Genomic DNA, 13,986 nt, shown 5'->3' on the forward strand with positions numbered 1-13,986 from the left:
GTATTGTGCTGGCGTGCGACCGAATTCGTCGAGCTGGAGGTGACGAGGCCGCGATGTCCGAACCGTATTCCGCGATGGCGCAACTCCAGATCTCACGGTCGGCGCTGAAGAGCTACCTCGCGGCACCCGCGCGACCCACGTCCTATTGGTCGGACTGGGCAGACATGCGCGGGCGCAAGGACGCGACAGGGAGGCAGGATGGCCTGCCTTTCTCCCTGCATCGGGAGATGGACTTCGACTCCGTCGACCGCTGGCTGTCCGAAGGCGATTACCGCAGCCACCTTCACGACATCCTGGGAGTCGCTGAGATGCCGTCCGCCGCTCGCTTCGACTACGACGAGCAGACGGGTCTGGCCACGATCGTGAATCTCACGGTGGGTGCCGAGTGCTTTCGCAACCCACTCTGGTTCCTCGCCACCGTCCGAGGAGCCGCCGACTACATGGATGCCGGCAGCGGGCTCGCGGTAATCCGTCAACACCTCTGGGGTGGCTCGAAAAGCAAGTACACGCTGGCCGTTTCGCAGCTTGAACCAGGCAGCTCACGGTTTCTGAACCCGTCCGCCGACGCCTACACCGATGCAGTGCACCGGGCCGGCACCGCCTTCACCGCCATCAGCCTCGGCCCTCCCGAGGTGTGATGTAGCAGATGCCCGGATAGATTGTGCACAATCTAATTGAGGGCTACTTTGTTGTGTGTGACAGAAGAGCTGGAGCTGGAAAATCAGCTGTGCTTCGCGCTCTACGCGGCGTCGCGGGCGATGACGGCCATGTATCGGCCCAAGTTGGACGCGCTCGGCATCACCTATCCGCAGTACCTGGTCTTGCTGGCGTTGTGGCAGCGCGACGGCCGAACCGTCGGTGACCTCTGCGCCGCGCTGGAGTTGGACTCGGGCACGCTCTCGCCGCTGCTGAAGCGGCTCGAGGCGGCAGGATTCGTCGAGCGTCGACGCTCGGCCGCCGACGAGCGTCGTGTCGAGATCACGCTGACCGATCGCGGGCGCGAACTGCGCACCGCCGCCTGTGCGATCCCGGCGCAGTCCGCCGAGATCACCGGCCTGGAACTCGGCGAACTCGCCGAACTCCGCGAAACCTTGCACCGCCTCACCGCGGCGCTGACCACGCACACTCCATCGAAGGAGAATCGCTGATGAATATCCTGTACACCGCCGAGGCCCTGGCCACCGGTGAGGGCCGCAACGGACAGGTCCGCACCGACGACGGCAAAGTCGATGTGACGCTGTCGATTCCGAAGGAGATGGGCGGTAGCGGGGTGGGCACCAACCCCGAACAGCTCTTCGCCGCCGGTTACGCGGCCTGCTTCCATTCCGCGCTGCGCAGTGTGGCGCGCGCGAGCAAGGCGAATGTCGAGGACTCCGCGGTCGGCGCGAAGGTCGGTATCGGCCCCAATGATGCGGGCGGCTTCGGTCTGGCCGTTACCCTCGAGGTGTCGCTGCCGCACCTGCCGCTGGAGGAGGCGCGGGAGCTGGCCGCCAAGGCGCACCAGGTTTGCCCGTACTCCAATGCCACCCGAGGCAACATCGACGTCGACGTGATCGTGGTCGAGGACTGAGGAGAACTGACATGCGTGCAGTAATCATCGAACAGTTCGGCGAACCCAAAGACGTACTGGTAGCGGGGGAGCGGCCGCTGCCCGAGCCCGGCCCTGGCGAGGTGCGCATCGCCACCGCGCTCGCGCCGATCCACAATCACGACCTGGCCATCATTCGCGGCGTGTACGGCTACCGGCCGGAGCTTCCCGCGGTGCCCGGCACCGAAGCGGTCGGCCGCATCGACGCCCTCGGACCCGAGGTGACCGGCTTCGAGATAGGCCAGCGTGTCACCGTCTCCGGCGTGCAGGGCGCGTGGGCGGAATTCTTCGTGGCGAAGGCGGGCGGGGTTGTGCCCGTACTGGATTCGGTCTCCGACGAGACCGCGAGCCAGCTGCTGGCCATGCCGTTGAGCGCACTGATGCTGCTCGAGGACCTGCAGGTCGAGGCGGGTCAATGGATCGCCGTCAACGCCGCCAACGGCGCGGTCGGGCGCCTGGTGAACCTGCTCGCCCGTGAGCGCGGTGTGCATGTACTCAATCTGGTGCGCAGCCCGGCGGCCGTTGAATCGTTGCAAGCGTTGGGTTTCGAGCAGGCGCTCGACATCGAATCGCCGGATTGGCAGCAGCGCGCGGCGGAGCTCACCGGTGGTGCACCTGTCGTTCGCGCAGTCGACCAGGTCGGTGGCCGCGCCGCCGGCGATCTGCTCTCGCTGCTCGGCGCACGCGGCGAACTCATCTCCTTCGGCGCCCTCTCGGGGCAGCCGCTGATCCTCGATCCTGGCCCGATCATCTTCAAACAGGCTGTGGTGAAGGGCTTCTGGGGCTCCAAGCGCGCCGAAGAGATCGGCGCGAGCGAACGCCGCCGCCTCATCGGCGAGCTGATCGGCTTGGCCGCGCGCGGCGTGCTGAAGCTGGGCGTCGAATCGACCTACCCCCTCGACGAGGCGGCCGAGGCGGCCGCGGCCAGTGAACGCCCGGGTCGCAACGCCAAGATCGCGTTGTCGGCTGCGCCGCTGGGAGGTTAGGGCGCCGACCCGACCGGGGCCGCGACGCACGCGCATACTGGGAGTCGTCTACTACCGGAGGTGCCCGATGGAACGCCACCAGGATCTATCGCAGGATGCACGCCGTAAGGCAGAAGCCGAACGAGCTGCGGCTCACCGCGCGGAACGCCACGACCGGGTAAAGGACATGAACGCCGTCCGCGAGGAGCTCGGCGGCGATTACGCTGAGCCGACCCACGACGCATACCGCGAGGACGGCGACGAGGAACCGAGCTAGTTTCCCGATCAACGTTGGTGCACTTCGAGTGCGGCGCGGACGCCGCTTTCCAGGGCGCCTTCGATCCAGGCTGGTTTGAGGCTGGTGTGGTCTCCGGCGAAATGGAGCCGGCCCTCCACCGAGCTGGTTGCGGCGTGGTGTTCGTGGAGTTGGCCGGGGGTGGGGATCACGGCCTCGCCGAGGGCGTATCGGGCGCGTTGCCAGCTTTGGGACAGGCCGATGCCGGTGAATTCGGTGTCGACCACCGGGCCGAACATGTCGCGCATGCCTGCGAGGGCGAAGTGGACGCGTTCGCTGTCGGTGAGGGAGTCCCAGCGCATGGCGTCGTCGGACCAGGTGTAGGCGGCGAGTACGACGCCGCCGTCGGAATCGTCTGTGTGCGAGGGGAAGTAGGTGAATCGGTTGGGTGAGTCGGAGACGCAGCCGCCGCCGCGGAATCCGTGGGGGCCTTGTTCCCAGAAGCGGTTGCGGAATTCGAGCAGGACCTTGGTGGCGGCGTCGTGGTGCATTTCGATGACGGCGCGGCGTTTGGGGTAGGACAGCATCGGTTCGAAGGTGCAGAACCGCATGGAGGTCAAGGGAATTGCGATGATCGCGTAGTCGGCGTCGAAGGATTCGATGGGGTCGATCGGGGCGCCGTCGGTGTGTTCGTTGCCGGTTTCGGCGGTGGTCCACACCCGGACGCCGTGTTCGGTGTGTTCGACGCGAGTCATGCGTTTGCCCTGAGCGAGCGCCGGACCCAGCTTGCGGGTGAGGGCGTCGGTGAGACTGGCGGTGCCGCCCTGTAGCTCCCAGTAGGTGGCGTCGGGGCGGATGAGGGCGTGATCGACCATGGCCGAGATGACGCCGTAGTGCAGGCGCGAGGTCAAGTTCTCGAGTGTGCCGACCGCCTCGATCTGCGGCAGCGTCCAGCCTTGTCGCATCAGGTAGCGGTGCAGCGAGAAGTCTTCGTAGGTGTTGAAAACATCCGTCCAGCCCTCGATTTGGTGATCGATGGGCTGGTCGGCGGACACCTGGGTACGACTCATGGCCTGGTTCAGGGCGATTCGCGCTTGGGCGGGCAGGGCGACGCCGAATCCCCGATGCACGGCACCGGGATCGCGGGCGTATCCGGCGCGATCGACACACTGCCCATTGACCTTGATCAATGTGCGCCCGGCGGCCGCGGGGGAGACCTGTGCCGGCGCGGCGGGGCCGTTGGACCACTCGGCGCCGGTGAACGATCGGTACACCACCGGGACGGGCTCGGCGGAGCGTGCGTCGGGTCGTACGTCGACATTGTGGAACTGGCGTCGGCGCACGCCGAGTTTGTCGGCGAGGGCCAGGACCATCGGGTGCGCGCTCGGCAGTCGCATGGCACCGGCCTCGGCGTAGAGCGCGGGATCGGAGAAGACGCCGCGGAAGGTCTTGACCCGCCCGCCGGTGCGATTGCCGTTGGCTTCCAGCACGGTGACCTGATGCCCGGCCTCGACCAGCAGATTCGCCGCGCTGAGCCCGGCCGGACCGGCACCCACGACGATGATGCGTTTGGGCGCGGTGGTTTTCGGCAGTCCGGTGTCGATGAGCGTGCGTAACTGCGCGAGTTTCACATCGTTGCCGTCGGCGTCGACCTGCAGCATCTCACTGGCCAGATCGCGGCTGCGGTCGCGGGAGCGCTCGGACTCGGTGTTCGCCGACGGGGCCCCGCAGGAGGTGGTTGCCAGCGAGCCGGCGACCCCTATCGCGCTCGCAGCCAGTGCGGTGCTCAACAGTGCGCGACGTCCGATTCCACTCTCCGGCATGCTTGATCCTCTGTTCAGGGGCCAAACGATCCGAACTGGTGCAGTGACGCGGGCACACGCTAACAAAGACTGACCGGTTTGTTCGTGCGCAACGCGAGAGGGGAGGCTGGTCGGTATTGTTGGGCAGGCTGTTCCTTCGCCGCGCTCGGGCACATGGCGACCCGGGACGGCGAGAACAATAGCTCGATAAGAGGACACGCCGATGGCAGAACCCACCGACAGCGTGCTGCTACCCCAGTTCGTCATGAAGCAGGCTGTCGATGCCGGGTTGGCCGCGGGGTGGATCGTCCGGGAATCCGGTCTCCCGCAATGGGCGATGGTCGGCGACACTGCGCGTATTCCCAGCCACGGTTACCTGCGGACCTGGGAGGTGGTCGAGCATGGTCTCGGGATCGCGGACGCGGCGGTGCGGATCGCCGAATGCTATGTGGTCGGCGAGCTCGGACTGTATGACTACTTGTTCTCCACAGCCCCTACGCTCGGCGCGGGATTGGCGGTGTGTGGTCCGTTCATCGGGGCGATCAGCACGAACTTCCGCTTCGAACCGGGGCCGGAAACGATGCAGGAGATCAGTTTTCGCGTCGCGATGATCGACGGCGAGGGCCGGGGCCGGGAATTGGCGATGCAATTCGCGCTGGCGGCGATCTTCACCCGAACGCGGTTGGTCACCGCCGAGCGGGTGGACCCGGTGCGGGTCACCTTCCGTCAATCCGCGCCGCGTAACCATGCGAGCCTTGTCGAGGTCTTCGGTACGGACGCAATCGATTTCGATGCACCGCAGGATGGTGTGACGTTCCGGGCCGCGGACCTGGACCTGCCGTTGCGTACCGCCGACGCACGACTGGCCGCCATTCTGCATCGCTGTGCCCAGGAGTTGCCCGCACTGCCTCCGCGCGCCACGACCTGCGCCGACCGGCTTGCCGCCGTGCTGGCCTCGGCGCTCGAAGCCGGGCCGGTCACCCTCGAACTGGTGGCGCGCACCCTGGCGATGAGCCCGCGCACTCTACAGCGACGACTGGCCGAAGAAGACACGACCTGGCGCGCGCAACTCGATCGCGCCCGCCGTCTCCGGCACGAGAAGGTCTGTGCCACAAGACAGCTCACGCAGCCGGAGAAGGCGTCCCTGCTGGGCTACGGCGACCCACGCTCCGCGCGCCGGCTGCTCAAACGGTGGCGCGCCGACGAGGCCATGGAAAGTTGCGCCGCGGAATCCGGGGGGACCGACCCCGACGCTCTGGCCTGCTGATCGAAGCACGCCGGCCCGGCGGATGCGCGGCGCGATTTGTGTCGTGTTGTGGCGCGTTTGCCCCTTACGCAGCGGTTTCGAGATCGGCGATGCTTCATGCCGCTGTACAAGAGCACTGCGATGAGGAGCAATCGTGATGACCGAGTTCGTCGAGATCCCCGGCGGCCGGATCGCCTATGACGTGCGAGGCGAGGGCCCGCTGGTGGTCCTGGCCCATGGGATGGGCGACCGCCGCGCCGCCTATCGCTTCGTGGCACCGCGACTGGAAGCCGCCGGCTACCGCGTCGCCACACTCGACATGCGCGGGCACGGCGAGTCCAGTACCGGATGGGACAGCGTCAGCCGCACCGACAATGCGGGAGACATCCTGGCCGTGATCCGTCATCTGGGTGGCCCGGCTTTCCTTGTGGGGCATTCGCATTCCGGCGGCGCGGCGACGATCGCTGCCGCCCAGGAGCCCGAAGCCATCACCGCCCTGGTCGAGATCTGCCCCTTCACGAAGGTGCCCACGCTCGACTTCGGGTCCTACCTGCGTCGACGCCAGTACCGGCGTGGCGTCAACTTGCTCGTGGGGCTCGCGATGACCGGCAATCTGAAGCTGTGGGAAAGCTATCTGCGCGGTCCCGCCTATCCTGGCGTCAAGCCCGCCGATCACGACCGGCAGGTCGCGCTGATCATGTCGCTGCTCGAAGATCCAGGCCGCGCAGACGGATTCGCGAAGGCGCGCGCGTCCAAGCCCAGTGACGCCGAGGCCCAGCTGCCGAACATCAAGTGCCCTGCCCTGGTCATCATGGGCGGCGATGTTCCCGACTTCGGCAAGCCCCGTGCCGAGGCGGAAGGCATCGTGGCCGCCATGCCGAAAGGCCTCGGCACCGTCGCGATGGTCGAGGGCGCCGGGCATTACCCCCACAATCAGTACCCGGACGAGACCTCCGAGCTGATCATCGAGTTCCTCGCCCAGCAATCGAAGGCGTAGTCGGCGAGCACTGCTGAATTGCCATGAACCGCCGCGATGAGTTTTGCCCGTTGGTGCAGTCTGATCTGTATGGGCAAACTCATCTATGGCTTCAACGTGTCGGCGGACGGCTACATCGCCGACGCGCAAGGCAATATCGACTGGTCCGCTCCGAGCGACGAACTGCATCAGTACTGGAACGACTTCGAGCGGGAGACCGCCCTGTCGTTCTACGGGCGGCGGCTATACGAACTGATGTCGGCGTACTGGCCGACCGCCGACAAGGCTCCCGACGCCGGCCCCGTGGTCGTCGACTTCGCACCCATCTGGCGTGCCATGCCCAAGGTCGTGTTCTCACGCACCCTGGAGTCGGTCGACTGGAACTCCCGCCTGGAACGCGGCGACCCGGTCGAGGTGGTGGCGAAGCTGAAGGCCGAGACCGACGGCCAACTGGAGGTGGCCGGCGCGACGGTGGCGGCACCGATCGTGCAGGCCGGGCTGGTGGATGAGTTCCGGATCGTGGTCGCGCCCACCATCGTGGGCGGGGGCACGCGGTTCTTCCCGAGCCTGCCGTCATGGATCTCGCTGCGACTGTTGGAGAACCGCACCTTCCCGGGCGGCACTGTCCTGCTGCGCTACGAGGCGAAACACGACTGACCGACCCGCCGACACCGAGCAGGCCGCCCGACACCGAGCCGGGCGGCCAGTATCAGTGCCAGGAGGGGAATCAGGATCTGCACGGTCGCAGTGATTGCCAATACCGCTGCCACGAGCAACGTGTTGGCGAGGTCGCCATGGCCGCTGAACATGAGCATCATGAAGTAGATCGCCTCGACGACCGCGAATATGATCGCCGGCACCGCGCCAATGATGATCAGCCATCGACCGGCTCGGCGGCGGGTGAACAATGCGACAGCGCCGACGAAGAGCAGGACTGCGGACAGGGCCGGTGCCAGAAAGATCGACGCCGAGATGAGGCGTTGCGGCAGTGTCGAGTTCGCGCCCACCAACGAGAACACGACCACGAGCAGCGCCCAGGCATTCGCGGCCGCTGCGATCAGAGCAAAGACGCCCGCCGAGGTCGCAGCAACCCTCGGCTCAGAGCTCGCGGCTGGAGAGCCAGGGCTCTCGGTTGCATTGTCCGCCATGGAATTCCCCTCCCGACGCTGCATGCCCCCTGAACCATGCCCATGCCATGGCCCGACACCGCAGCGGAATCGCTTGTGCTCCCGAATGATCGCAGCCGGCGATTTCACAGACATTTCAGTGCTCGGCTCCTGAGAAGTCGCAGCCGCAACAACCACAGCTACAACGCCAGCGGAACTGTGGGCATGACGGTTCCAGGTGGGTTGCCTACTGTGCTGTGGCATCCGGCTGATAGTCGCCGGCGGATAGAAAACGGACAGACACCATGGATTTCATTTCAGCGATTGCCGCCCTGTTCCCGATTGCGTCGACCGGTAGCTTCAACCCACTCTGCTGGGAATCGCCGTCCACGACTCCCGCCGGGTGCGGATCGGCCTAGCCTCGATTCGTCCGGCGCGTGAGCCGGATGATCTTCACGGCGGCAGCGACGTACCAGGCCAGGATGACGGTGAAGAACAGGCGTTCGGTGAAGCCGCCGATGTGCATGGTCCAGGTTCCGAACATCACGAGCATGATGGCCAGTGCCGTGGCTGCCGTCGCTATGGAGTAGGTGCCGAAGGCGCGCCATCCCGGAATCCTGCGGAGTCGTAGTCCGATCAGCAGGAAGCCGAGGATGGCGCCCACGGCGATCAAGGGCATGCCGACCACCCAGTGCAGAGCCACTGTAGACGGCGCTTCGGTGAACAGGCCCGCCCACGCAAAACCGAAGCCCGGCAATAGGATCAGGGCGAGTGGCAGCCACCCGACGGCTTGGCGGCCGATTGCGCGACGCAGGGCCACGCAGCATCCGGCGAGTAATGGGGCGAGCAGGATCAATGATCCGTCGAGCATCCAGTCGTGCGGCCCCACGCCCAGATCGCTGATGGCCTGGCGCACAGGGGAATAGCCGGACCGGATCAGGCCTGCGGCGAGGGCGGTCGATGCAAAGAGTGCGGGTCCGACAAGACCTCCGGCGGCGAGTGCGCGGGTCCTCTCGGTGGCGAGGGCCGCCGCAATCGTACTGTCGGCCTTGGCAATTCGATCATGGTGTGAATCGGGTACAGCGGAGTTCATCGCCTCAGCGTGTACCCGAAGCTGGGCGCCGGACATCGGCTTGGAATCGACGATGTGGCTACGTCCCGTGACGTAGCGTGAGATCCGCCCCTTTCTGTTTGCTGATCTCGTTGATTGCAGAATTCGGAAATTGCATACCTTGCGGAATTCTTCAGCAATCCGGCGCATTCCGTGCCGCGCGTGGGTAGCGTCGCGGCCACCCGAATCGCCCCCTCAGGCGCGGGAGAGAGGAAAAGCCATGGTGGATATGGCAATCAGCCTGAAAGACATGATGTTGCTCGATGGTGCGCTGGGTGCGGCCGTCGTCGACTACAACAGCGGGATGCCGCTAGGGATGCTCGGCGGGTCACGAGATCTCGATCTCGAAATCGCCTCGGCGGGAAACACGGAACTGGTACGCGCCAAGCTCCGCACCATCGAGCAGCTGGGGCTGAACGAGGAGATCGAGGACGTCCTCGTCACTCTCGGCGGTCAATACCACCTGATCCGGCCGGTGCGCGGCCGCAAATCGCGAGGCCTGTTCCTCTACCTCGCCCTCGACCGCGAACGCGGCAACCTCGCCCTGGCCCGGCACCGGTTGAAGGATATCGAGGAGCAGATCGAAGTCTGAGGGTCTCCCGAAAAGGCCGCGTCGGCAGGATGATTGCCCTACCGTTCTACGACGGCGCGAAGCTCAGGAAAAAGGAGTGGCACCGGATGCCGGCAACGCAAAGGCCGCTCTATCAAATGAAGGCCGACTTCTTCAAAACCCTCGGCCACCCTGTCCGCATCCGGGTCCTCGAACTCCTGAGCATGCGCGAACACGCCGTCTCGGAAATGCTCGACGAAATCGGTATAGAAGCAGCGAACCTCTCGCAGCAGCTCTCCATCCTGCGCCGCGCCGGCCTTGTCACCGCCCACCGCGAAGGCCTTTCGGTCACCTACGCCCTCACCTCACCACAGGTCGCCGAACTGCTGGCGGTCGCTCGCGCCATCCTGACCGGAGTCGTTGCAGGCCAAGCCCAAGCCCTGGGACAGTCGGCCTGACACACGATGGGATCCTCCGCGATTGTCGTTTGGCGGGCCTTCTGTCGGATAGTCGTTCTGGCCGTAGTGCTGGCGCGACCAACCTCAGCGGACGGTTCCATCGGTATTTTCGAACCTCGGGGCGGATCAAGATCGCTGTCGCCGCTGAAGCCTTGGCGCTCGAACAACATCCTGTTCTGGGCGCGGCGCAGATTCGGTGTCCGATCGAGTTGCCATACTCGCAGAGTCTTGTCGCGCCATGCTGACACGATCGTTGTTCTGCCGTCTGCCACAACGGAACTCAAGAATCAGGCCCCGCTGGGTTGGCCACCGAGGACTGTGAGAACTTCTCCCGTTCCTACGTCGCTCAACGTGAGATGATCGCCGGCGGCGGAGGCCACGATTTCCTGATTCCGGAATTGGGTGAAGACACCGTGTGTGGCGGCGTCGGGCAACGAGCGAGACGTCGGCCATCCCACCGGCTCCTGACGGCGTCTACTGGGCCACAGCCTTTTTCGGTGCGGCGCGTTGCGCCTGATCTGCCCAGCGATGATCGCGGGCCCAACCCGCGAACCGGAAGCGGTGTCGCGCAGGGCAACCGCAACAGCCTCGTTTCCAGCCTCGCCCGGCCCGGCGATCAACGTGGTGTACTGGCAATGCCGCGTAGCTAAGCCGTTGGGAGGCACGTCAACTCGGGTGTTTCCGAAGACGGGTGCCGGGGAGGTAAGGCAACGGGACCTCTGCTATTGCAGAGAAGCCGTCCAAGGTCTTCCTGCATCCGAGAGGTCCCGTTGTCCTCCCAGTCTGTCACTACGACGCTCACCCGCACCATTACCGTTGCCGGGGGAATCTTCGCGCCCGGTCACCTCGGTGAGCTGACCCAGTACCTGCCGTTCGAGTTGATCGACGACGTTCTCGACCGGACCCGGACGATCCAACGCCGTACCCGCCTGCCGCCCTCGCGCGTCGGGGTGTATTTCGTTCTAGCACTGGCTGTTTTCCCGGCGCTGGGCTATGAGCGGGTCTGGGACAAGCTGACCGCCGGGCTGGGATCGCTGCGTCTTCGCACGCCTTCGGAGAAGGGACTACGCGATCTTCGCCGACGTTTGGGAGCGGCACCGTTGAAGGCGCTGTTCGAGGTCGTGGCCGGCCCGTTGGCGCAACCGGCAACCCCGGGTGTGTGCTATCGGCGTTGGCGCACTGTGGCTTTCGACGGCTGCGGCTCGCTGCAGGCTCCCGACCACCCGCGGGTCCACTTGTGGCTGGGCAAGTTCACTCGCCACCGGGGTGGTGTCGAGGGCTATCCGCATCTGCGGGTCCTGACCTTGTGCGAGAACGGAACTCGCGGCCTGCTCGGTGCGGTCTTCGGCTCGATCAAGCGTAGCGAGACCGACTACGCCGCCACTTTGGTGCCTCTGCTGGACGACACGATGCTGTTGCTCGCCGACCGCAATTTCGGCGGCGACGACATCCGCACCCGTGTCGCTGCCACCGGCGCCCGGCTCGTGATCCGGCTCAGCTCCCGCCGGCGACCGGCCGTATGGGCCACCCTGCCCCGACGGATCGGTGCTGACCAGGATCAACGGCTTCCGCTTCCGCACCATCGACATCCAGATCACTGCCACCTGCGCCGACGGATCCGCCGTGGGTGACCGCCACCGGATCATCACCACCCTGCTTGACCATCACACCGATCCAGCGGTCCAGATCGCCCGCCTCTACCACGCGCGATGGGAGATCGAATCGGCATTCTTCGCGCTGCGTCACAACATGTTTCACGGACGGGTGCTGCGCTCGACCGATCCTGTCGGGCTCGAGCAGGAGATGTGGGCCGCGCTCACGATCTACCAAAGACTGCGCCGCGCGCTGTGCGACGCCGTGGAAACCGCGCCGGGAACCGACCCCGACCGGGCAAGCTTCACCGTGGCCTTGACCGCCGCCATCAATCAGATCGTCACCGCAACCAAACATCACCGGCAACGACTCACCTGTAAATGCAATCACCAGAGCGGTTTTGGGCAATCTTCTACCTGCCCGTCGTCCGCGCATCAGCGCTCGCAAGGTCAAATGCCCCATGTCCCGGTACGGGACCGCGCTCACCGTCAACCGACCCATGAAGAGCCAAGCCGGAATCTGTCAAACCCCGTGAGACAGGTCAGGCTGCCTGTTCTGTGTCGGCATTCTCCTTCGGAGGCGGGTTGATCCAGACGGTTTCGGGGAGCGCGGGCGGGGTCGGTTCGGCGCGGAACCGGCCCGGGTTGGCGGCGTAGGCCGCGGCCAGGACCTGACCGCGGCGGGCCCGAATCTCGACGGCGGTGCCGTCGTGGACCGATGCCGGGGTATGCAGGCCGATACCGCCGTGGCGGTGCTCGTTGAGAATACCTGCGGCAGAGCCAGATTGAGGCGATAGCGGGCGGGGAACTGGACGAACGAGCCGAGCAACGATGACCGAGCCAGCACTCGATGCCGCTCGCGCGCAGTGCGAGAGGGCTGAGTTGTGCTACCTAACGGCCTGTGGCCAATGTTTCGAGAAGCTGAACGAACGCAGTCTCCAACTGGTCGCAACCCTCGATCGAGGTTGAGAAGAATGTGGCACCGATCTTGCCGTGTGGTGCGAGTGTGGACCAGAGGTGGGGGATCGTGCCGGTTCCTGTCGCGGGGTCGAAGGCGACCGTCGGTGCGCTCTGCAAGGCGCTGATCAGCTCTGCAGAACCGATTCCGACGTAGTGTGGTGAGCTGATGGCGTCGGTGGCCTTGTAATGAACCTCGCCGCCGTTGGAATATGCTGCTGTCCCGTCCGCACGCCATGCGCCACGAATACATGCGCGAGCGGTGCGGTGCGGATGTGTTGTCCCCGTCTGTCGAAGATTGATCTCGACCGCCCATAGTCGCCCTACTGCAGGTTCTGCGATGAAATCGACTCCCGCATGACCGGTTACTCCCAGCTGAGCTAACCGGGCAAAGAGCTTGCCCGACAAGCTGATTACTTGCTGGCGGTATCGGCCGTCCGCCGGATATCGGCACGCGTGGAACTCCCCGGTCGAACCGATCAATTGGTCATGGACACCCAGGAACTCGACCTGCACCGGAGCATCGTGGCTCGATCTCGACAAATAGGCGAGTGCACTCGGCCAGGCCAACGCCGAGCCGGGGGCGGCCTCGATCCGTCGCTCGACGATGCACCCGTACTGTTCAACCAGATCCAGAAACTCTGTGGTGGTCGTTCGTTCACTGCACGGGCACGAGGCCTGAGCGAGGGTCTTTGCTGTGATCGGTTTCCCAAGCGTTCGGGTATCGACGACGGAATTGCCGTGTCCGCTGCCGAATCCGTGATCCAGCTTCACCATCCACGCCGGCGAATCCAGTCTTCTGGTCAATCGAGCCAAAGTCTGTACGAGGTCATCCACACCTCGTGACACATGGTAGGAGCCTTCGAGGTGTGGGATGTTCGCCGCTCGAAACAGTTGCCGGGCACCGGATTTCGTTCCCCATACCAGCAATTCGGGGCAGGTGTCCAGTAGTGGGATGTCCCATAGACGGGCCAATCTCGCCATCGAGATGCTGGATGCATAACAGGACAGGCCCTCGATCACGTGACCGCTGCGGCGCGCAACGCGAATGGTTCTCGCTATGCGTTCGATCAGCTCGGTGTCGGTCGCGACCTTCTCGCTCAGGTGCATCGGCCGATCATCTGCGACATCGACTAGAGCATGCCGATCCCTCACGTCCTCGCGACGTGAGGGCAGGCATCCGAACAGAAAATCGAGGACATGCTCGCCCAAGGGTGGGGCCTGAAGCTGGATGACAACGAGGTCGGGGCGGGCGCCGACAGACAGTGACTCCCATACCGCACGACTGCCCGACAGCCAACGACCGCTACCGTGCGCCATCTCGCGCGCTGAGAACTCTTGCGAGGCGCAAACCACTCTCACCCGTCGCGGCGGACAGCTCTCGAGGATGCGATCCAAGC

14 protein-coding genes and 1 pseudogene are annotated in these 13,986 nt (G+C 65.3%); 11 read left to right on the top strand and 4 right to left on the bottom strand.

The features are described from left to right. Nucleotides 1-53 precede the first annotated feature (53 nt). The 5 genes from ACH438_RS45335 to ACH438_RS45355 all read left to right on the top strand — a co-directional run bounded on the left by ACH438_RS45335 (nt 54) and on the right by ACH438_RS45355 (nt 2,830). Nucleotides 54-638: a hypothetical protein gene (locus ACH438_RS45335; RefSeq protein WP_397017364.1), complete on the top strand. Its 585-nt coding sequence runs from the start codon at nt 54-56 to the stop codon at nt 636-638. A 57-nt stretch (nt 639-695) separates the two neighbouring features. After that, nucleotides 696-1,148: a MarR family winged helix-turn-helix transcriptional regulator gene (locus ACH438_RS45340; protein ID WP_397017366.1), complete on the top strand. Its 453-nt coding sequence runs from the start codon at nt 696-698 to the stop codon at nt 1,146-1,148. Continuing rightward, entirely contained in the window at nt 1,148-1,570 is a 423-nt protein-coding gene (locus ACH438_RS45345; RefSeq protein ID WP_397017368.1) for an organic hydroperoxide resistance protein, read from the top strand. Before ACH438_RS45340 ends, ACH438_RS45345 begins: the two co-directional genes overlap by 1 nt. Before the next feature lie 11 nt (nt 1,571-1,581). Continuing rightward, nucleotides 1,582-2,574, top strand: a complete 993-nt coding sequence (locus tag ACH438_RS45350; protein ID WP_397017370.1) for a zinc-binding dehydrogenase — start codon at nt 1,582-1,584, stop codon at nt 2,572-2,574. A gap of 67 nt (nt 2,575-2,641) precedes the next feature. Continuing rightward, nucleotides 2,642-2,830, top strand: a complete 189-nt coding sequence (locus ACH438_RS45355; RefSeq protein WP_397017372.1) for a hypothetical protein — start codon at nt 2,642-2,644, stop codon at nt 2,828-2,830. Between the two features lie 8 nt (nt 2,831-2,838). Here ACH438_RS45355 and ACH438_RS45360 read toward each other — a convergent pair whose 3' ends face one another. Further along, entirely contained in the window at nt 2,839-4,611 is a 1,773-nt protein-coding gene (locus ACH438_RS45360) for an FAD-dependent oxidoreductase (protein ID WP_397017374.1), read from the bottom strand. Nucleotides 4,612-4,813: 202 nt separating this feature from the next. Here ACH438_RS45360 and ACH438_RS45365 point away from each other — a divergent pair, with 202 nt between their 5' ends. From ACH438_RS45365 to ACH438_RS45375, 3 genes are all read left to right on the top strand, one after another. Further along, nucleotides 4,814-5,857, top strand: coding sequence for an AraC family transcriptional regulator ligand-binding domain-containing protein (locus ACH438_RS45365; RefSeq protein ID WP_397017376.1), 1,044 nt, complete (start codon nt 4,814-4,816; stop codon nt 5,855-5,857). A 136-nt stretch (nt 5,858-5,993) separates the two neighbouring features. Then, the gene (locus ACH438_RS45370) at nt 5,994-6,833 is read left to right on the top strand and encodes an alpha/beta fold hydrolase (RefSeq protein ID WP_397017378.1); all 840 of its coding nucleotides are present in this window, start codon (nt 5,994-5,996) and stop codon (nt 6,831-6,833) included. Between the two features lie 69 nt (nt 6,834-6,902). Further along, the gene (locus tag ACH438_RS45375; protein WP_397017380.1) at nt 6,903-7,469 is read left to right on the top strand and encodes a dihydrofolate reductase family protein; all 567 of its coding nucleotides are present in this window, start codon (nt 6,903-6,905) and stop codon (nt 7,467-7,469) included. On the opposite strand, the gene ACH438_RS45380 is transcribed toward ACH438_RS45375, so the two are convergent. Together ACH438_RS45380 and ACH438_RS45385 are read right to left on the bottom strand one after the other, a co-directional pair. Next, on the bottom strand, nt 7,448-7,960 hold the full coding sequence (locus ACH438_RS45380; protein WP_397017382.1) for a hypothetical protein: 513 nt from the start codon (nt 7,958-7,960) through the stop codon (nt 7,448-7,450). The genes ACH438_RS45375 and ACH438_RS45380 overlap by 22 nt on opposite strands. Nucleotides 7,961-8,333: 373 nt before the next feature. Then, complete coding sequence (locus ACH438_RS45385; RefSeq protein WP_397017384.1) at nt 8,334-9,011, bottom strand: DUF998 domain-containing protein; 678 nt, start codon at nt 9,009-9,011, stop codon at nt 8,334-8,336. 238 nt (nt 9,012-9,249) lie between these two features. On the opposite strand from ACH438_RS45385, the gene ACH438_RS45390 reads away from it, so the two are divergent. The 3 genes and pseudogenes from ACH438_RS45390 to ACH438_RS45400 form a co-directional block, all read left to right on the top strand. Continuing rightward, nucleotides 9,250-9,621: a hypothetical protein gene (locus tag ACH438_RS45390; protein WP_397017386.1), complete on the top strand. Its 372-nt coding sequence runs from the start codon at nt 9,250-9,252 to the stop codon at nt 9,619-9,621. 86 nt (nt 9,622-9,707) lie between these two features. Continuing rightward, nucleotides 9,708-10,037, top strand: a complete 330-nt coding sequence (locus ACH438_RS45395; protein ID WP_397017388.1) for an ArsR/SmtB family transcription factor — start codon at nt 9,708-9,710, stop codon at nt 10,035-10,037. 770 nt (nt 10,038-10,807) lie between these two features. Then, a pseudogene (locus tag ACH438_RS45400) lies at nt 10,808-12,102 on the top strand (IS4 family transposase); the annotation flags it as partial. A gap of 418 nt (nt 12,103-12,520) precedes the next feature. Here the strand turns inward: ACH438_RS45400 and ACH438_RS45405 are convergent. Then, nucleotides 12,521-13,984, bottom strand: a complete 1,464-nt coding sequence (locus ACH438_RS45405; RefSeq protein WP_397017390.1) for a hypothetical protein — start codon at nt 13,982-13,984, stop codon at nt 12,521-12,523. Between the last annotated feature and the right edge of the window lie 2 nt (nt 13,985-13,986).

The sequence above is a fragment of the Nocardia sp. NPDC020380 genome, assembly GCF_044386975.1.
Taxonomy (GTDB): Bacteria; Actinomycetota; Actinomycetes; order Mycobacteriales; family Mycobacteriaceae; genus Nocardia.